Origin of the sequence: Mycobacterium sp. (assembly GCF_040509115.1) — a bacterium.
GTDB lineage: Bacteria > Actinomycetota > Actinomycetes > Mycobacteriales > Mycobacteriaceae > Mycobacterium.
This window is the reverse complement of the sequence record NZ_JBEVLO010000552.1, coordinates 24,492-38,160: the sequence shown is the minus strand read 5'-3', so window position 1 is coordinate 38,160 and position 13,669 is coordinate 24,492. Positions and strand designations below refer to the sequence as shown.

14 protein-coding genes are annotated in these 13,669 nt (G+C 67.8%); 5 read left to right on the top strand and 9 right to left on the bottom strand.

All coding sequences use genetic code 11. The features are described from left to right. Positions 1 to 5 precede the first annotated feature (5 nt). Positions 6 to 650: a TetR/AcrR family transcriptional regulator gene (locus tag ABW137_RS36850; RefSeq protein WP_526408097.1), complete on the top strand. Its 645-nt coding sequence runs from the start codon at positions 6 to 8 to the stop codon at positions 648 to 650. An 87-nt stretch (positions 651 to 737) separates the two neighbouring features. On the opposite strand, the gene ABW137_RS36845 is transcribed toward ABW137_RS36850, so the two are convergent. The 4 genes from ABW137_RS36845 to ABW137_RS36830 form a co-directional block, all read right to left on the bottom strand. Further along, on the bottom strand, positions 738 to 1,310 hold the full coding sequence (locus ABW137_RS36845) for a hypothetical protein (protein WP_526408095.1): 573 nt from the start codon (positions 1,308 to 1,310) through the stop codon (positions 738 to 740). 136 nt (positions 1,311 to 1,446) lie between these two features. Continuing rightward, positions 1,447 to 2,154, bottom strand: a complete 708-nt coding sequence (locus tag ABW137_RS36840; protein ID WP_526408094.1) for a YoaK family protein — start codon at positions 2,152 to 2,154, stop codon at positions 1,447 to 1,449. A gap of 21 nt (positions 2,155 to 2,175) precedes the next feature. Then, complete coding sequence (locus ABW137_RS36835; protein WP_526408092.1) at positions 2,176 to 3,294, bottom strand: glycosyltransferase; 1,119 nt, start codon at positions 3,292 to 3,294, stop codon at positions 2,176 to 2,178. 87 nt (positions 3,295 to 3,381) lie between these two features. Continuing rightward, positions 3,382 to 4,308 (bottom strand): dienelactone hydrolase family protein, encoded by a 927-nt coding sequence (locus ABW137_RS36830; protein ID WP_526408090.1) that lies wholly within the window; start codon positions 4,306 to 4,308, stop codon positions 3,382 to 3,384. Positions 4,309 to 4,377: 69 nt separating this feature from the next. Here ABW137_RS36830 and ABW137_RS36825 point away from each other — a divergent pair, with 69 nt between their 5' ends. The 3 genes from ABW137_RS36825 (at position 4,378) to ABW137_RS36815 (ending at position 7,622) form a co-directional block, all read left to right on the top strand. Next, on the top strand, positions 4,378 to 5,304 hold the full coding sequence (locus ABW137_RS36825; protein WP_526408088.1) for an SDR family oxidoreductase: 927 nt from the start codon (positions 4,378 to 4,380) through the stop codon (positions 5,302 to 5,304). Positions 5,305 to 5,368: 64 nt separating this feature from the next. Then, positions 5,369 to 7,189 carry an N-acyl-D-amino-acid deacylase family protein gene (locus ABW137_RS36820; RefSeq protein ID WP_526408086.1) on the top strand — a complete coding sequence of 607 codons (1,821 nt, stop codon included), beginning with the start codon at positions 5,369 to 5,371 and terminating at the stop codon, positions 7,187 to 7,189. Then, on the top strand, positions 7,179 to 7,622 hold the full coding sequence (locus ABW137_RS36815; RefSeq protein WP_526408084.1) for a nuclear transport factor 2 family protein: 444 nt from the start codon (positions 7,179 to 7,181) through the stop codon (positions 7,620 to 7,622). Before ABW137_RS36820 ends, ABW137_RS36815 begins: the two co-directional genes overlap by 11 nt. Positions 7,623 to 7,630: 8 nt before the next feature. On the opposite strand, the gene ABW137_RS36810 is transcribed toward ABW137_RS36815, so the two are convergent. From ABW137_RS36810 to bfr, 4 genes are all read right to left on the bottom strand, one after another. Further along, on the bottom strand, positions 7,631 to 8,992 hold the full coding sequence (locus tag ABW137_RS36810; protein ID WP_526408082.1) for a type I glutamate--ammonia ligase: 1,362 nt from the start codon (positions 8,990 to 8,992) through the stop codon (positions 7,631 to 7,633). Positions 8,993 to 9,027: 35 nt separating this feature from the next. Then, positions 9,028 to 9,510 carry a carboxymuconolactone decarboxylase family protein gene (locus ABW137_RS36805; protein ID WP_526408080.1) on the bottom strand — a complete coding sequence of 161 codons (483 nt, stop codon included), beginning with the start codon at positions 9,508 to 9,510 and terminating at the stop codon, positions 9,028 to 9,030. Positions 9,511 to 9,559: 49 nt separating this feature from the next. Further along, the gene (locus ABW137_RS36800; protein WP_526408078.1) at positions 9,560 to 11,641 is read right to left on the bottom strand and encodes an MDR family MFS transporter; all 2,082 of its coding nucleotides are present in this window, start codon (positions 11,639 to 11,641) and stop codon (positions 9,560 to 9,562) included. Between the two features lie 68 nt (positions 11,642 to 11,709). Beyond that, positions 11,710 to 12,201, bottom strand: a complete 492-nt coding sequence (gene bfr, locus ABW137_RS36795; protein WP_526408076.1) for a bacterioferritin — start codon at positions 12,199 to 12,201, stop codon at positions 11,710 to 11,712. Between the two features lie 480 nt (positions 12,202 to 12,681). Between bfr and ABW137_RS36790 the strand changes: the two genes are divergently transcribed. Beyond that, entirely contained in the window at positions 12,682 to 12,873 is a 192-nt protein-coding gene (locus ABW137_RS36790; protein ID WP_526408140.1) for a (2Fe-2S)-binding protein, read from the top strand. A 6-nt stretch (positions 12,874 to 12,879) separates the two neighbouring features. On the opposite strand, the gene ABW137_RS36785 is transcribed toward ABW137_RS36790, so the two are convergent. Further along, complete coding sequence (locus tag ABW137_RS36785; protein WP_526408074.1) at positions 12,880 to 13,659, bottom strand: enoyl-CoA hydratase/isomerase family protein; 780 nt, start codon at positions 13,657 to 13,659, stop codon at positions 12,880 to 12,882. Positions 13,660 to 13,669 lie beyond the last annotated feature (10 nt).

Here is a 13,669-nt window from a genome sequence, read left to right as displayed (position 1 = left end):
CTCCAATGAGTGACGATGTCAAGCGGGTCTACCGCTCCGGTCTGCGGTCGGCGCAGGCCGCGGACACCCGGCGGTCCATCGTCGGGGCCGCGGCGCGCTCGTTCGTCGAGATCGGCTACGGCGCAACCACCATCGATTCGATCGCAGCCGCCGCGGGGGTCAGCCGCAAGACCGTGTTCAGCGCCGTCGGCGGCAAGCTCGAGCTGCTCAAGCTGGCACTGGACTGGGCCGTGGCAGGCGACGACGCGCCCGTCGCCGTTGCGGACCGGCCCGCGGTCCGCGATCTGCTCGCCGACGACGATCCCGTCGCGCTGCTCACGGCATGGGCCCACGTCCTGGTCGAGATCGACGTGCGGCTGGCCGATCTGTTCGGCGTTCTCGAGGTCGCCGCCGACGCCGACGCGGACGCGCGCCAACTCTTGGACGAATCGCAACGGGACCGGCTGGCCGGGGCGCGGGCGGTGGTTCAGCGGCTCGGCCACCTCGGCGCGTTGACCGGGGGGCTATCTCGCGCCCGGGCGGTCGACGTTGCGTGGTTCGCCACCGATCCGTGCCTGTTCGATCGGTTCGTCCGGGTCAGGGGTTGGTCGGTCAAGTCCTTCGAGGAGTGGCTGGCTCGGCTGCTGGTCGCGCAGCTGCTGGAGGCCTGAACGACGCTAGCCCCCAAAAACGTTGGCCCCAAAGGGATCTGCCGTGCCCCGACCGGGATGGTCGGGACACGGCAGATCTTGGGGGGCCTAGTTGACGACGCGGTGCTGCGGGTCGTGCTGCGGGCGGTACTGGGGATCCTGATACTGGGGGTCCTGCAGCTTCGGGTCGGCATATTGCGGATCGGCGTAGTCCGGGTTGCGGTACTGGTCATCGCGGGCAAGATCGTCGCGGGGAAGCTCGTCGCGCTTGGCCCGATCGTCGACCCCGTCGTAGTCCTCGTCCCGCGTGTCGTCCTGCTTGTCGTTGCGCTTGAGGCGCGGGTCGATGCTGTCGGCGTGCTCGAGCTGAGCGTCGAGATGCTCACGCGAGCTGGCCGCCTCGGTGCGGTGGGATGCCGCGCGGTCGGCCAGGCGGGCCGCCTCGGCGGCCTTGGCCTCCGCCTCCGCCGCAGCGGCGCGTGCCCTGGCGTCGGTCTCGGCAGCGATCGCCTCGCGCTTCTCAACGCGGGCGTTCTCTTCACGCATCTCCTCACGGATGCGGTCGGACTCGGCAGTGCGCTTGCGATCCCGTGCACTGCGGGCGACGAACGCGAGCAGCAGAATCACGAGCAGGACCACCGCGACGCCCACGACGACCCACACGACGGTATTGCTATCCATCTCGAGCACCTCCGGCTGGTGGTACGTCGTGAATTGACGTACGCGCTTAATGCCGCGGATGCCCAGGATGGCCGTGGTTCAAACCCGCGGGCCACCCGATGACGACCGTGCCCGTCCCACCGCGGCGTCGTTCGGTTTAGCTTCGCCGTCGACCCAGGCGAAGCACGCGCTCGTCGACGAGGAAGACGACGAGCGTGACGGCGATGATGGCAGCCGCCAGCCAGACGGCGTGGACGCCCCATGCGCGACTGCTGAACGCGCCGAGCAGAGCACCGCCTGCGAAGGCGACGATGAGGGTGCCGTAGACGCTGCACGCGCGCCATGCCGCGGGGCTCTTCTCGGTGAGCCCCTCGTAGCCCATCTCGACGAAGCGCAGCAGATTTCCGGTCGTGGCCACCGGCATGTAGGCCAGGTCGCCGATGGTGCGGAACAGCCCGATCTGCATGGCGGCCAGGAAGGCGATGGGTACCACGACGTAGCTGTGCGCGACGGTCGCAGGCACGAATCCGATGACGACGAGGACCACGACCTGCACGGCCATCGTCCATCGCAGCGGGTGCGGCACGATGCGCTCGACGCGCCCCGACTTGATGTGCGAAGCAAGTCCGACGCCTGCGATGAAGGCCAGGATCGGCCAGACGTGAGCCATCGCCTCGCCCCATCTGCGCTCAGAGGAGTCGATCGCGAAGAAGATGACGTTGCCGGTCTGCACGTTGGCGAAGACGCCTCCGCGCACGTAATAGGTGTGGGCGTCCATGAACCCATTGGCCAGTGTGAGCAGCAGCGCGAACCACAGCGTCCGCGCGCGGTCCATGTCAGCGGGACCCGCCGGGGGATCGACCATTTGGACAACGTAGCGTCCGGCTCAGCCTCGCGACTCGGCTGCGCCGAGGACCTTGAGCATTCCGGCAGCCGACCGGGGCCACGAGAAGTGCTCGGCCCGTCGGCGAGCCCCTAGCCGGCGCGCAGATGCCGGCCTGCTGATGACCGATGACACGGCGCGAGCGATCGCCTCCGGGTCGTTGTCGGCGGCCACCCCGCTGTCACCGGTGAGGATCTCGGCGAGGGCGGACGTCTTCGAGACGACGGCGGGAGTGCCACACGCAAGGGCCTCCAGCGCGGCCAATCCGAAGGTCTCGTGGGGACCGGGCGCCAGCGCGACGTCGGCGGACGCGAGGATCGCAGCCACGGTGTCGCGGCACCCGATGAAACCGGTGAAGTCGACCGGCAGGCGGGCGGCGTGACGCTCGAGTCTCGCCCTCAGCGGGCCCTCCCCCACGACGACGAGGCGCGCGTCGACACCCGAATCACGAAGCGCCGCAATCGCATCGATGCTGCGATGGGCCCGCTTCTCGACCGACAGCCTGCCGCAGTGCACCAACAGTGTCTGCTCGGGAGTGGCCCAGCGACGGCGCACCAGCGCCGACTGCCGCCGGGGGTGAAACTGTTCGAGGTCCACGCCAAGCGGCACCGTGACGACGTTGGGTGCGTGGATGCGATCGAACTCCTCACGGGCGAACGCGGTCGTGCACACGACGGTGTCGTAGTTCGCCGCGGTCCTGCGGTTGGCGAAGTCGGCGACGGCCCTGGCGGCGCGCTGCGGCAGAAGTTGCCCGGCGAGGCGGTCGAGGCGTTCGTGCGAGATCATCACCGTGGCAACGTCGTGTCGTCGGCCCCACGGTCCGAGGGAACGAAGGGTCAGTCGATCGGACACCTCAAGCGCGTCGGGCGCCAACTCACCGAGAAGAGCGGTGATGGGCCGTGGATGAACCGCGCGGTATCCGCCGGTGAATGGAATTTGCCTCGCGGGCATGGCAATTCGCGTGACGCCCGACGGCAACCTCTCCTGGGCCGCTGCCGGACCCGGCACCACCAGGTACACCTCGTGTCCGGCGGCGGTGTACTCCGCACCCAGCCGGTCGACCGCGGTACGAAGCCCTCCGGAACGCGGGCCGTAGAAGTTGGCGACCTGCACAACCCGCATGGTTCATCTGACCGGGGCCGCGTGTGCGGTGGCGAACCGGAGGTGAACGGGCGGCTGAACGCGTCGTGAACGGCCGGCCCGCTCGACTCAACCGACGTACTTGGTGAACCAGTCCTGCACCCGCTGCCAGGCGTCCGCGGCGGCGGTCGGGTCGTAGCGTTCCCCGGTGTCGTTGAAGAACGCGTGGTCGGCGTCCTGTTCCACGACGAGTTCGTTCACCACCCCGGCCTTGTCCAAGGCCTGCTGGGCGGCGTCCTTGGTCCCGGTGACCCTGGCGTCCTTGGAGCCGTAGAACGCCAGTACCGCGACGTCCTTGGAGCCTGCGAAGTCGGCGCCGTCGGGCAGCGGGCCGTAGAAGGGCACGGCGGCGGCGAGCTGCGGTTCGCCGGAGGCCAGCAACTGCCACACCAGCCCGCCGCCCATGCAGAAGCCCACGGCGGCGACTTTCGCTCCCGGGGTTCGGCTCTGGAGTTCGGTCACGCCCGACTTCATGTCGGCCACGAAGTCCTCCGGCGAGATCTTGCTCAGCGCTGCGGTGGCCTCGGCGGGGTCGGTGAACTTCGCCGTGCCGCCCTCGGCCGAGAGCAGGTCGATGGCGAGCGCCGAGTAGCCGATGCCCGCGAAGCGGCCGGCGACCGAGCGCGCCCAGTCGGTGAGGCCCTTGTTCTCGTGGATGACGAGCACCGCGCCCTTCGGGGTCGCGGCCTCGGCCCAGGCGCCCTGGAGTTCGCCGCGCGGACCGGCCCAGGTGACGGGTGCCGTCGTGATCTCGTTCTCGACGCCCGGCGGCGGGGCCTTCTCGGTCGCCGCGCCGCTCGACGTCACCGGCGCGTCGGCGGTGGGCTTGTCGGCGGCGGGCTTGTCGTCGGTGCTGCAGGCGGCGAAGAGCGCGGTGGCCGCGCTGGCTCCCACCCCGATGAGGGCCAACCGGCGCAACGCCTCGCGGCGCGACAACAGACCGTCGACGTGGTCGGTGGCGATCTCTTCGGCGATGTAGCGCTGCAGCGGAGTCACGAACTCGAGTATGCCCCGTGATCACCAACTTGCCTGTGAGGATGCCCCGAACGGCGAATACTCATCGGCATGTCAACGGGAAGCGACCGCGCGGCGCTGTCAGGTCGCGTCGCGGTAGTCGCGGGTGCCACCCGCGGAGCGGGCCGTGGGATCGCTGCCGCGCTCGGCGAAGCGGGCGCCACCGTGGTGTGCACCGGGCGCACCAGCGACGTGGTCGACTTGCGCTCGGACTACGATCGTCCCGAAACCATCGAGGAGACAGCGCAACTCGTCACCGAGCTCGGCGGCGAGGGCGTCGCGATCCCCACCGACCACCTCGACGTCGATCAGGTGCGTGCCCTGGCCGACCGGCTCCGCGACGACTATGGCGCCATCGACATCCTGGTCAACGACATCTGGGGTGCGGAGGTGCTCAAGGGTCCGCCGTCGACGTGGAACCGGCCCCTGTGGGAGCACGACCTCGAGGATGGCCTGCGCATCCTGCGACTCGGCGTCGACACGCACCTGATCACGTCGCACTGCCTTCTGCCGCTGCTCGTCGAACGCCCCGGCGGACTGCTGGTCGAGGTCACGGACGGCACGGCGGAGTTCAATGCCCACAACTACCGACTGTCGGTGTTCTACGACCTGGCGAAGGTGTCGGTGAACCGAATCGCGTTCAGCGAGGGTCATGACCTGGCGCCGTTCGGCTGTACGGCCGTCGCGGTCACGCCCGGCTGGTTGCGGTCGGAGATGATGCTGGAGAACTACGGCGTGACCGAGGCCGACTGGGAGACCGCCCTTGAGCCGGGCCGAAACGACGGCCACAGCACCGCGCCTGCGGCCTTCACCGAGTCAGAGACACCGCGATTCGTCGGCCGTGGGGTGGCCGCGATCGCCGCCGACCCGGATCGGGCGCGGTGGAACCAGCGCTCGGCGAGTTCGGTGCAGTTGGCCCGCGAATACGGGTTCACCGACGTCGACGGACGGCGACCCGACGCCTGGGCAGAACACTAGACAAATTTCTAAAACTGTTCACTTTTTCGTTGACACCTGTCCGTCGCGGCGGTTCTATGACGGAGTGACGTACGACACGATCATTCGAAACGGCCGTTGGTTCGACGGCACGGGTGCCCCGTCCGCGGTCCGCACGATCGGGATCCGCGACGGGCACGTGGTGGCGATGTCGGCCGACGACCTCGTGGATGAGCGGTCGGGCGAAGGCCGTGAGTCAGAAGGCAATTGCCCGCAGGTGATCGACGCGACCGGCAAGTGGGTGCTGCCGGGTCTGCTCGACATCCACACGCACTACGACGTCGAGGTGCTCGGCGGTCCCGCACTGAGCGAGTCCCTGCGCCACGGGGTGACGACGGTGATGCTCGGCTCCTGCTCACTGTCGACGATCCACGTCGACGGTACTGAGGCAGGCGACCTGTTCGGGCGCGTCGAGGCCATCCCTCGCGAGCACGTCATCGCCGCCATCGACGGACACAAGACCTGGCGGACCTGCAACGAATACGTGGCGGCCCTGGAGTCCCTTCCGCTTGGACCGAACGTGGCGGCCTTCATCGGGCACTCCGACATGCGGACCGCGGTGATGGGTCTCGATCGGGCCACCCGAAAATCCGAACGTCCCACCAAACCCGAGCAGCGCGAGATGGAACGCATGCTCGGCGAGGCTCTCGACGCGGGCTTCGTCGGCATGTCGTCGATGCAGCTGCTGTTCGACAAGCTCGACGGCGACGTCTGCCGTTCCCGCACGCTGCCGTCGACGTACGCCAGGGCACGCGAACTGCGCAGACTGAAGTCCTTGCTGCGCAATGCTGGTCGAGTTCTGCAGTCGGGTCCCGACATCCAGAATCCGGGCAATCTCGTCTCGCAGATCGCGCAGTCGCTCGGCCTGTTTCGCAACCCGCTCAAGACCAGCCTGCTCTCGGCGGCCGACGTGAAGTCCAACCCGTATGCCGTCCGCGTCCTTGGACCGGCCGCGCGGCTGATCACCAGGCTCGGCGGGGACTTCCGTTGGCAGCACCTGCCGGTGCCGTTCGAGGTGTACGCCGACGGCATCGACCTGGTGATCTTCGAGGAGTTCGGTTCCGGCGCAGCCGCTTTGCATCTGCGCGACGAGGTCGAGCGCAACGCGTTGATGCGCGACGAGTCCTACCGGCGCCAGTTCCGCAAGGACTACGAGAGCAAGTTCGGAGTGCGGGTATGGCACCGCGACTTCTTCGACGCCGACATCGTCGAATGTCCAGATGCCACCGTGGTCGGCAAGTCCTTCGGGCGGGTCGGCGTGGATCGTGGTGGCCTGCATCCCGTCGACGCGTTCCTCGATCTGGTGCTGGAGCATGGCACGGCGTTGCGGTGGCGCACGACGATCTCCAACCACCGGCCCGACGTGCTCAGGAAGCTCGCCACGGACGACGGCATTCAGATGGGCTTCTCCGATGCCGGCGCGCACCTGCGCAACATGGCCTTCTACAACATGGGGTTGCGGCTGCTGCGCCACGTCCGCGATGCCGAGAAGGCGGGCCTGCCGTTCATGTCCGTCGAACGGGCGGTGCATCGTCTGACCGGCGAGCTCGCCGACTGGTACCGGCTCGACGCGGGCCACCTGCGCATCGGCGACCGCGCCGACGTCGTGATCGTCGATCCCGAGTGCCTCGACGAGAGGCTCGACGCCTACGCCGAGGAGTCGGTCGAGCAGTACGGCGGGCTGTCCAGGATGGTGAACCGCAACGAGGGCACGGTCACCGCGGTGCTCGTCGGTGGCCGGGCCGTGTTCCTCGACGGCGTGGCCACCGACCTGGTGGGGCGACACCGCACCGGGCGGTTCCTGCGCGCTGCGCATCGCGCACCTGCAATACCTACTGAGAAGGGTGAGTTGTCAAGTGTCGGTTGAGGATACGGTTCTCGGTCTGTGGAAGGCCTTGTCGGCCCGGGACTGGGAGGCGGTGAAGTCGTCGGTTTCCGACGACTGCATCTACGCCGACATGCCGGTCGGCCCCACCCTCGCGGCTCGTGGACCCGACGACATCGTCAAGCGACTGAAGGTGGGCCTTGGACCCCTTGCTTCCTATGAGAATCACGACGGCCTGCTGGTCAGCGACGGACCGGCCGTGATGTACGAGCACTCCGAGACGTGGGGCTGGACTACCGGCGAAAAGGCCGTGCTGCGTTTCGTCTCCGTGCACCGGGTCGAGAACGGCAAGGTCACCATCTGGAAGGACTACTGGGACATGAGCGGGCTGACCGCCACGGCCCCACCGACCTGGATGGAAGAGCTTGCCTCGGCGGACACGTCGTGGATCTTCGACGCGACGGGTCTGATCTGACCCGGCGTCTACACACTCCAGGCCAGCCGGAACTTCTGGGCTAGTTCCTCCGGGGTGAGGTCGCCGTAGTTCTCGTGTTCGTAGCCGCGGACCGCCACGATGGCGTCGACCGCGGCGTCGCCGAGAATGCCTCGCAGCAGCGAGGATCCGGCCAAGGCGGCGACGATCTCCGGTTGGGCGTCCGCGAGGACGACGATTCCTGCGTCGGCCCGCTGCGCGTCGGTCAGGGTGCCGGGGTCGACGGTGGTCTCGGGTGGCAGCGCCAGTTCCCGATCGATGCCGTCCAAGGCGAGCCCCAGGATGGCCGCGGAGGCGAAGTACGGGTTCGCCGAGGGGTCGACGACCTTGACCTCGACGTTGGCGCCGTACGGGTTGCCGGGCCCGCCTGCGAGGAATCGGATTGCGGCTTCCCGGTTCTCGGTGCCCCAGCACACGGTGGCACCCGACCAGCTGCCCGGCTGCATGCGAATGCCCGACAGGATCGATCCGCACAGCACGGCCTGCGCCTGGGGCAGTCCGGCCAGAAGGCCCGCCACGGCCGCTTCACCCGATGGCCTCATCCCGCGGGCGCCCTGCCCACCGGAGAACAGCGACACTCCGTCGTGCTGTAGTGAGAAGTGTTGGTGCGCACCGGATCCGACGCTTCCGGCGAACGGCACCGGAGACAGGCTGGCCCGAACACCGTGACGCCGGGCGACGCGTCCGACGATCAGCCGCATCAGCATCAATTGGTCGGCAGCCGAGACGGGCGACTTGGGTGCCAGCGAGATCTCGAACTGGTTGGCGCCGTACTCGGGGTGAAACTGCTCGATGCCGACGCCCGCCGTCGTCGCGGCCTCGGTGACGTCCTTGACGAAGCCCTCGAATTCGAGGACGCCTGCCAAGCCGTACTGCGCCCACAGGTCCGAAGGCAGTCGGGCCCCGTCGGGTCCGACGAGGACGAACTCCATCTCGTGGCCGACGAGCGCGTCCAGACCGGCCGCCGCGAGGCGTTCCCCGATGCGGGCCAACGTCCCTCTGCCGCAGTAGGGATCCGGTGCTCCGTCCTGGTCGAAGAATGAGCCAGGGGCCCATGCCAACCCGTCGCCGAGGGTGCGCAGCTCGTCGAGATCGATGCGGATGCGCTGATCGCCGACGGCGCTGATGCGTTCGCCGACGACGATTCCCGCCTGGTCGATGGCGAAGACGTGCCAGACGGGGCTGGCGCCGAGCCCCGGGTCGGCGAACGCCCCGATTCTGCGGACGGGCACCGTCTTGGCGTGCACCAATCCCGCGGGATTGACGACGCTGCCGATGACGGTGGCGACGCCGTCGGACTCGAGCTGTGCGATGGCTGCCGCGGCGAGGGGTTTGGCTGGCATGGCATTCATTCTGTACCGCTGCGCCGCGACCGTCGCGCGGCGGGTCACAGGGTGAGCTGGCAGCTTTGGCCGATGTCCAGCGTGCGGAGCATCCGGCCCATGCCGAGCCACATGGCACACGACAGCGCCAGGTCGGTGAGGAGCTCGTGGTCGAACTCCCGGTTGCAGCGGTCCCAGAAGTCCTCGTCGTCGCGGAGTGCCGTGTGATCGGCGGCGAACCGGGCCGCGAACTCGGCGGCGACGCGTTCCTGGCTGCTGTAGCCGGGCCAGGTCTGCCACTGCGCGGCGTGGTCGTAGAGGTCTTCGTCGACCCCCGCGGCGATGCCGTCGGAATCTCGGGTGTTCTGGCACACCACGCACTCGTTGTCCAGCGCGATCACCATGCGGGCCAGTTCGCGGACGCGCATCGGCAGTCGGTTCTTGGTGTACACCGCGTGGGTGAAACCGGCCATGGCGGTGCCGATGTCGGGCGATTTGACTATCCACCCCGCGGCGTCGTCGTCGGCGAAGGATCCAATGCGACTCATGGGCGAATGGTACGCCGACTTCTGGAACACGTTCTAGTTTCTCGGGCCGTCACTGCGCGGCGGTCAACGCCTTGGGGTCGTCGGTCCAGTCGCGTTGCACCAGCATCCGGTGCGCGATCCGTTCCAGGGCCGCATCGACCGCCGCGCGGTCGGGGCTGCCCTCGTAGGTCGGCGATTGCGCCAACTTGTCGACGATGCGGCCGACGATCGCCGCGGACAACGTGTCCACCTGACGAATGCCGGACTGCGTGAGGAACAGCTTGCCCGTGCCGTCGGCCCGGTGTTCGTCGCCCGTCTCGCCGCTCAGCGCGTATCCGGTGCGCACCACGTCGTCGAACGTCGGTTGCAGCACCTCGAACGGCATGCGCAGACGTTCGCCGATCTGCGCGAGCGTGGCCGATCCGAACGCCTGGTTCTGACGGTAGATCTGCAGCAAAGCCCACAGTTGCGCGACCGGCAGCTCACACCCGGGGCCGCCGGCAAGCTTGCGCAGACGGAGTTCCGGGGAGTCCCTGAACATCCGCCCCACCGCGACTTCGAGGATCTTCTCGGGCGATTCGGTACTCGGCATGCCGAAGCCCTCCCCGAGGTCGGTGGCCGACGCGGCATCGATCTCGCGCAACGGCACCTCCTTGAGGAACAGCGCGACGACGAAGCCGACCACGGCGACCGGCACCGCGCACAGGAATACGGTGCCCAACGAATCGGCATAGGCGCCGATGATCGGCGCGGCCATCTCGGGCGCGAGTTGGTGCAGCGCCTGCGGGGATTCGGCTGCGGCGGGCGGCGCGCCGCCTGCAGCGAGCGCGGGTCCGATCTGGGCCGCCAGGAAGTTGGCGAACAACGAGCCGAAGATGGCTGCGCCGAAGGAACTCCCGATGGTCCGGAAGAACGTGACACCTGAGGTGGCGACGCCGAGATCGGAGTAGGTGGACGTGTTCTGCACGACGAGCACCAGCACCTGCATGCACAACCCGATGCCGGTGCCGAGGACGAACAGGTACACGGACTGCTGCCAGGTCGGCGTCGCCTGGTCCATGGTGGACAGCAGAAGGAACCCGACGGCCATGATGGCGGTGCCCGCGACGGGGAAGATCTTGTAGCGGCCCGTGCGTCCGACGATCGAACCGCTGCTCATCGACGTGATCAGCAGACCGGCCACCATCGGCAGCGTGCGAAGCCCAGACTCCGTGGCGGACACGCCGTCGACGAACTGCATGAAGGTCGGCATGAACGTCAGCGCGCCGAGCATCGCGAAGCCGACGATGAAGCCGAGAATGCAGCACACCGTGAATACCGGACTGGCGAACAGCCGCATCGGGAGGATGGGTTCGGCAGCTCTGGTCTCCGCCCAGATGAAGGCGGCCAGCGCGACGGCCGAGACGACGAACAGTCCGATGATCATCGGCGACGTCCACGCGTACTCGCCGCCGCCCCAGCTGGTGGCAAGGGTCAACCCCGACGCCGCGACGCCGACGAAGAGGATGCCGAGGTAGTCGATGACGGGTTTGGCCGCACTCGCCAGGGCCGGGAGGGCGGCGGCACCGACGAGCAGGACGACGATGCCAACCGGGACGTTGATCCAGAATGCCCACCGCCAGCTGAGGTGGTCGGTGAAGAAGCCGCCGAGCAGGGGTCCGATGACGGTCGTCACGCCGAACACCGCGCCGAGCGCGCCCTGGTACCGACCTCGATCGCGCAGCGGGATGACCTCGCCGATGACGGCCATCGCGGTGACCATGAGCGCGCCGCCGCCGATGCCCTGAAGGGCGCGGGCGGCAACCAGCATCGTCATCGAACCGGCGAGGCCGCACAGGATCGAGCCGACCAGGAAGAACAGCACGGCGGCCTGGAACACCTTCTTGCGGCCGAAGAGGTCGCCGAGCTTGCCGACGATCGCCGTGACGATCGTCGACGCCAGCAGGTAGCTCGTCACGACCCAGGCTTGGTGGCCCGCGCCGCCGAGGTCGGCGACGACCGTGGGCAGCGCCGTCGCCACGATCGTCTGGTCGAGGGCGGCCAGCAGCATGCCGAGGAGTACGCCGACGAAGATGAAGTTTCGTCGTCGCGGGCTGATCAGTGCGCTGGCGGATTCGGGATCCGCGGGTGTGGTCCCCGTGGGACTCGTCATGCCTGCCTCCGATGGTGTTCGAGGCGTGGGTGCCGCCCTACACCGTATCGTTTAGACAGGCTAGAGAGTTACGCGGTGCCGCCCTGGGGAGGCCGCGAGACGCACTGGGCCGCGTAGAGCTGCTCGCCGAGCTTGTCCATCAACTCCAGCTGTGTCTCCAGGTAGTCGATGTGTTCCTCCTCGTCGGCGAGGATGCCCTCGAGCAGGTTGGCGCTGGTCGCGTCGCCCTTCTCGCGGCACATCACGACGCCGGGCTTCAGTCGGGTGACGACGTCGTACTCGATCGTGAGATCCGACTCGAACTGTTCGCGCAGCGTCTGGCCGACCTTGACCGAGAAGAGACGCTGGTAGTTCGGCAGGCCGTTCAGCAGGAGAATTCTGTCGGTGATGATCTCCGCGTGGGTCATTTCCTCGAATGCCTCTTTGCGGGTGTGCCCGGCCAATTCGCTGAAGCCCCAACTGTCCTGCATCTTGGAATGCAGAAAGTACTGATTGATGGCCGTGAGTTCACTGGTCAATTGTTCGTTGAGCAATTTCAGAACTTCGGGATCGCCTTGCATTCGTCGCTCCTGTAACCCCGTCGGGGCTGGTCGAGTGTCCGTGCGTCGTGCGGGCTGGCACGTACTCCCAATCTAGAGGAGTGAGCCTGCCGCAACGTTGGTTCGGCGGCGGTTTCGGACCGGTTTCGAATCCTGAGCATCCATCGACGGTGCAGGTGAGGGTAGGCAAACCAGGCTCACGGCCACCGATGATGGACTGGCTGCCCTAAGTAAGGTTAGACTCCACTAACCCGAAGGACGCAGCGGTGGCCCCTCCGCTGGCGCACGTGAATGCGAGGCGGAACCAATGAGCGAGTACGGCACGCACTCCCTCATTCTCGACGCCTTTTCTCCTCGCCGCGAAAATGCGACCGAATCGACCGCTCTTCGTAATGGCCATTTTCAGCGGACCATTCCGTACCGCCATTTCCCGTCACCGGCGAAAAGGCCGCGGTGCGGGATTTCGAGCCGCTCGGCACGCACGACGGGACGGGTGAGCTGATGTTCGTGTGTCTCTGCACCGGTGTCACCAGTCAGGCCGTCAGTGAGCTCGTCGCGTCCGGCAAGTCGACGTCGAAGCAGATCGCCGACGCCTGTGGGGCCGGGACCGACTGCGGACGGTGCGCCCGCACGCTCAGGGCCATCATCGAGGCGGCGTCCAAGAAGGGCTGTCCCGTGCACGCGGGGGTCTGAGCATTCCTACGCCGACGACTCGCGCCGGTCGGTGAACGCTGCCAGCGCATCGGCGTTGGCCGCCGCCCCAAGCAACTGCTCGAACTGGGCGTACTCCCGAGCTGCGGCAGCGGCGATCTCCGCCCTGGTCGGCTCCACCATCGTCTGCTTGACGGCGATCAGGCTCGGAATCGGCCGGGACGCAAGCACTTCCGCGTGTCGCCGCGCCTCGGACAGCAGTTCGTCTGGCTCGCACACCCGCCAGGCGATCCCCATCCGCTGAGCCTCGTCGGCGCTGATCCACTCCGAGGACAACAGCATCCACGCGGCGTTCTGCCGCCCGATCAGCTGCGGCAGCAGATACGACGACGCCGCCTCCGGTGCCACGCCGAGGCTGGTGAACGGACACTTCAACCGCGCCGTCGACGACATGAACACCAAGTCGGCATAGCCAAGGATCGTCGCGCCGATCCCAACGCCGAGACCATTGACGGCCAGCACCAACGGTTTCCGCAGCGCTGTCAGCGTCTCGATCATGCCGGGGAAGCCATGCTCGCCCGGCGTGAACTCGGGATCGGTGATGCGTGCCTGCATCTCCACCAGGTCGTTGCCCGCGCTGAACGCCCGGCCCGTTCCCGTCATCAGGATGACCGCCACCGACGGGTCGGCGTCCGCGCCGCGCAGCGCGATCGTCGTGGAGTCGTACAGCGCCTCGTTGAACGCGTTGAGCGCCTCGGGCCGGTTCAGGGTGAGGGTTCGCACGCCGTTGGCGTCGTCGGTCTGCACTAGGTCGCTCTGCGCTGGCACGCCAGCAGCG